The sequence below is a fragment of the Arthrobacter sp. H20 genome (assembly GCF_000520515.1).
Classification (GTDB): domain Bacteria; phylum Actinomycetota; class Actinomycetes; order Actinomycetales; family Micrococcaceae; genus Arthrobacter_D.
On sequence record NZ_KI914743.1, the window covers coordinates 17,754 to 22,551 of the forward strand.

The following is a 4,798-nucleotide window of genomic DNA, read 5'->3' on the forward strand; positions in this document are numbered from 1 at the left end:
TCCCGCCGGGACCGTCTCGCCGCGCATCACCAGCGAAGCCGGTCCGACGGTTGATCCCCGGTCGAGGCGGGCAGCAGGAAGTATCACGCCGTGCGGTCCCATAGTTGCGCCATCTTCCAAGGTTACGGTGTCCATGGACATCACCCGATCGTGAAACAGGTGAGTCTGGATGACGCATCCACGGTTCACAGTGCTGCTGTCCCCGAGGGTCACCAGGTCCGCCTCCGGCAGCCAATAGCTTTCGCACCACACGCCGTGGCCGATGTTCGCTCCCAGCGCCCTTAACCACCAGACGACGGCTGGGGTACCGCTGGCAGCCCGGGCAAACCACTGAGCGGTAACGGTTTCGATGAAGGCGTCAACTACTTCGTTCCGCCAGATGAACGAACTCCAGAGGGGATGCTCACCGGCCTTGATCCGGCCGACCAGCAGCCACTTGACTGCCACCGCGCTTCCTGCGGCCAATGCTCCAGCAGTCATCATCACCAGCCAGCCCAGCAGCGCCGCGGCCGGGTAGCCCCACTGTCCGGCTAGTGCATCCAGCCCAACGAGTACCAGCACGGCGATCACCACAGTCAAGAGTGTCGCTGCGAGCCGGCAGACCTCCCAGGCGCCCCGTGCCGCTTTCAGCCGCCGTGGAGGGGTGAACGTGAGTGCCTGGTCGGCATCCATCTGGGTGCGACGTAACCGGACCGGGGGACTTCCGAGCCAGGAGGTGCCAGCTTTTGCCTTGGCCGGGGTGGCCGAGAGCACCGCCACCAGCGAGTTCTTCGGCACCCGGCGGCCAGCGGCAGTCATGCCCGAATTCCCGAGGAAGGCCCGCTTCCCGATTTTCGCTGGAGCTACCTTCATCCAACCCCCACCGAGTTCATAGGAGGCCACCATGGTGTCGTCGGCGAGGAACGCCCCGTCGCCGATGGTGGTCATTTTCGGGACCAGGAGCACTGTCGATATCTCAACGTTCTTGCCTACCGAGGCACCCAGTAGCCTCAGCCAGGTCGGGGTGAAAAGACTCGCGTACAACGGGAAGAGAAGCTCACGGGCAAGATCGAGGACCCGTTCGGTTGCCCAGACCTGCCACCCCACCCGGCTGCGGACCCGGTGATACCCTTCCCGCAGTCCGATCCCGAGGGTCCGCACGGCGACCAGAATGAGGAGCATGGTTGCCACAAACCAGAGCAGACCCGCGATGGGCACAGACCAGGCGAGCTGTGGCAGGGCGCCGGAGAGGGATGAGGTGCCGCGCAGTGCGGCAAGAATTGGTAACGCCGCTATTGCGGCCGCCAGATAGGGGATCCCGGCGAGTACTCCCGAGGCTGCGGCGAACGCAGGGAAGCTGATGCTCACGGAGTGCGACGACGGCGGGGCATCGGGCCAGATTGGTTTGGCCTTGCCGATCCGAGTCGCAGGGGATCCGGCGTACTGTTGTCCGGGACGGACCCTGCCCAGAACCGCCGAACCGGGAGCAACCTGGGAGTCGGCGCCGACCCGGGCGCCGGGCATGAGAGTGCTTCTGGTGCCGATTACAGCCCGTTTGCCGACGCTGATTCGGCCGATGTGCACCAGATCGCCGTCGATCCACCAGCCGGAGAGGTCTACCTCCGGTTCGACCGAGGTACCACTGCCGAGGTTGAGCATCCCGGTGACCGGCGGGACCGAGTGCAGATCGACGTCGCGCCCGATCTTTGCGCCCAGCGCCCTGGCGTAATAGGTGACCCAGGGCGCACTGGCCAGGCTCACCGCAGCTGCCATGTCGGCAATCTGTTCCGCGAGCCAGAGCTTCAGATGCACCCTCCCGCTGCGGGGGTAGCTTCCTGGCAGGACGCCGCGCAGCAGAATCCGAGCTGCGGCCACCGAGATGCCCATCCTCCCGAGCGGGCTGACGAATACTGTCCAGCTGGCCAGGATCCACCACCAGGACAGGAGAGGGGCCGCAGAGACCCCGGCCGCTGACAGCACCTGGTTGATGATCATCAGGTAGGTCAGCCAGCGCATACCCACGAGCACGTGAAGCGGGATCCCCATCAGCGTCTGGAAGACCTGCGCCTTGCGCGTGGTGCGGGCAACGGTTCGTTCAACCCTGACGGTGCCGCCGGCGGGTTCTGAGTTCCGCACCATGTCGATCAAGGCCCCGACCCGCGGGTGCGCGTAGATGTCAGCAACAGTGACAGTTGGGTACCGTTTCCTCAGGGCGGAGACGAGCTGCGCGGCTGAGAGGCTACCGCCGCCGTGGGCGAAGAAGTCGGCGTCCAATCCCGACGCCGGAAGGCCAAGCACGGCTGTCCACTGGTCCACAACCCACTGAGCCTCGGGATTGAGCTGCGACACGTCGTCGTCGTTTGCGTTGGCCAGAGGCCACGGTAGCGCTGACCGGTCCACCTTCCCGCTGGTTTTGGTGGGGAGCGAACCGGTCTCGCTCAGCAGGGGGATCAACGCGGCGGGAAGCGACCCAGCGAGCTGGGACCGCAGGGCCGGCAGGTCGAGCGGCGCCCCCGATGCCACCAGGTAGCCGATCAGGATCTGGTTGCCGGCGGAGGTTTTTTGTACCGCTGCAGCTGCGCCAGCCACTCCGGGTAGGGACTGCAGCGCGGCATCGACCTCGCCGAGTTCAATGCGCCTGCCGCCGAGCTTGACCTGGTCGTCCGCCCGTCCCATGAATTCGAGTCCGGCAGGGTCAAACCTGACCAGGTCACCGCTGCGGTAGGCGCGGTCCCAGCCCAGTGACGGCAGGGGAGCGTACTTTTCCCTGTCTTTCTTCGGGTCGAGATACCGTGCCAGTCCGACCCCGCCGATGATCAGCTCCCCGACCTCTCCGACAGCCACCGGGACCCCTGCGGGATCGACGACGGCGAGGTCCCAGCCATCCAACGGGAGGCCAATACGAACCGGACCTGGACCACCCAGGAGAGCTGCGCAGGCGACGACTGTAGTCTCGGTGGGGCCGTAGGTGTTCCACAGCTCCCGATCGTCGGTGGCTAGCCGTGCTGCGAGCTCGGGTGGGCAGGCTTCTCCGCCGAAGATGAGCAGCCTGACTGCTTCAAGGGACTCCACTGGCCAGAGTGCTGCAAGGGTCGGAACTGTTGAGACCATGGTGATGCCATGAGTGATGAGCCATGGACCCAGGTCCACGCCGGACCGGACGAGCGCACGCGGGGCTGGCACCAGGCAGGCTCCAGTGCGCCAGGCCAGCCACATTTCTTCGCAGGACGCGTCGAATCCAACCGAGAGTCCAGCGAGCACACGGTCGGTGGGTCCCGCCGGTTCGCTCTGGAGGAACAACCGCGCCTCCGCATCGACAAACGCTGCTGCGGAGCGGTGAGTGACCGCCACGCCCTTGGGCGTTCCGGTGGAGCCGGAGGTGAAGATGATCCAGGCGTCATCGTCGGGGCCCGGCAGCCGCGGTGAGGAAAACGGCGCGTTCCGGCCTTTCTTGACCACCGGCTCGCGACCAGCCCTGATGATTCCGGCCACCCCCGCTTCTGAGAAGACCAATTTGGCGCGCTCGTCGGGGTCATCGGCGTCTACCGGCACGTAGGCCGCGCCGATCAGCAGGACAGCAAGGATGGCTATGTAGAGCTCGGCGGTTCCGGAGGGAATGCGGATCCCGATCCGGTCACCTGCGCCAAGTCCTGCCAGATGGAGGTCTTTCCCCATGTCCTTTACCCGAACCAACAGGTCGGCGTAGCTGAGACTGGTGGTGCCGTCGTCGAGCGCCGAGGCGTCGGGAAACGAGTCTGCAGTGGCAGAGAGGATGTCGACGAGGGTGCGGGGCTCAGGGGCCGCTGAGCGTCGGGAAAGCTGGGGGGTATGTGGCGTCACCAGATAAGTGTCCCATCTGGAAACAGGACTCGCGGCGGCTAGGTGCCGCGATCGTGAGCCGGATGTGTTGGCCGCCGGTTGAGTCGTTGGATCGTGGCGTAGGACGCCGCTGAAATGCCTGCGGTCAGCAGGGTGCCCCAGATGGTATCGATGAGCAGCATCTGCGCCGGCCAGTCGCGAAGGGTTGCGGCGTTGGTGAAGCCATAGGTGCCGTAGGCGGCGAAACCGAGGACAGCACCTGACACTGCAGCAGCCTTCAAGCTGCCCTTTTCAGGTGCCGGCCGGACGGCTAGCCAGCAGGCCGCCGATGAGTAGGCGAGGTAAAACACCACTGCGTAGCCCACGGCTGTGTCCTCGGCCATGAGAGGGCCAATCCAGCCCCGGTAAGTGCCTGCCATGGCGAATAGCCACGGGATATCGAACAGGAGGAAGAATGCGGCCACAACCGCTGCATCGCGAATGAATCGGCTCATATGAACACCAGGAATGTCACGAGGGTGATCAGGGCGGTTAGTGCTGTGCCCCAGGCCAAGTCGACCGCAACAAGGACCGCTGGCCACCGTTTCAGGGTCGACGCGTTGGTCAGGTCGTAGGTGGCGTAGGCGAAGAAGCCCAGCGCACCGCCGTAGCCGAGTGCTGCCACCCATGACTCGGCGGCCAAAGCTGGCCGGAGGGCGAACAGCACGATCCCGGTTATATAAATTAGGTAGAACGCACCGGCGTAGAGAAAATTGGGTTTGTTGGCGAGCTGGTCGCCGAGTTGCAGACGGTAGAAGCCGCTCATCGATTTGAGCCAGATGGAGTCCAGCAACAGAAATGTCGCTGCGGCAACCAGAAACTGCAGGAAGACCATGAACAGGAGCGTAACCTAGATGAGCGGTATTGACCTGTTTGTGGTGTGCGGTGGGGCCTCTGCCGGCGCCGCTGCAGACCTTGCTGAGGGAATCAGCCTTCTCCGCGCTGTTGCTGCCGGGGACCG

3 protein-coding genes are annotated in these 4,798 nt (G+C 64.9%); all 3 read right to left on the reverse strand.

The features are described from left to right. The coding region (locus Y703_RS0113100; protein ID WP_026553063.1) for a Pls/PosA family non-ribosomal peptide synthetase at nt 1-3,819 on the reverse strand (3,819 nt) is incomplete at its 3' end. Nucleotides 3,820-3,857: 38 nt separating this feature from the next. Then, complete coding sequence (locus Y703_RS0113105; RefSeq protein WP_051427581.1) at nt 3,858-4,292, reverse strand: DUF2177 family protein; 435 nt, start codon at nt 4,290-4,292, stop codon at nt 3,858-3,860. Next, the gene (locus tag Y703_RS0113110) at nt 4,289-4,672 is read right to left on the reverse strand and encodes a DUF2177 family protein (RefSeq protein ID WP_026553065.1); all 384 of its coding nucleotides are present in this window, start codon (nt 4,670-4,672) and stop codon (nt 4,289-4,291) included. The genes Y703_RS0113105 and Y703_RS0113110 overlap by 4 nt, the downstream gene beginning before the upstream one ends. Nucleotides 4,673-4,798: the final 126 nt, after the last annotated feature.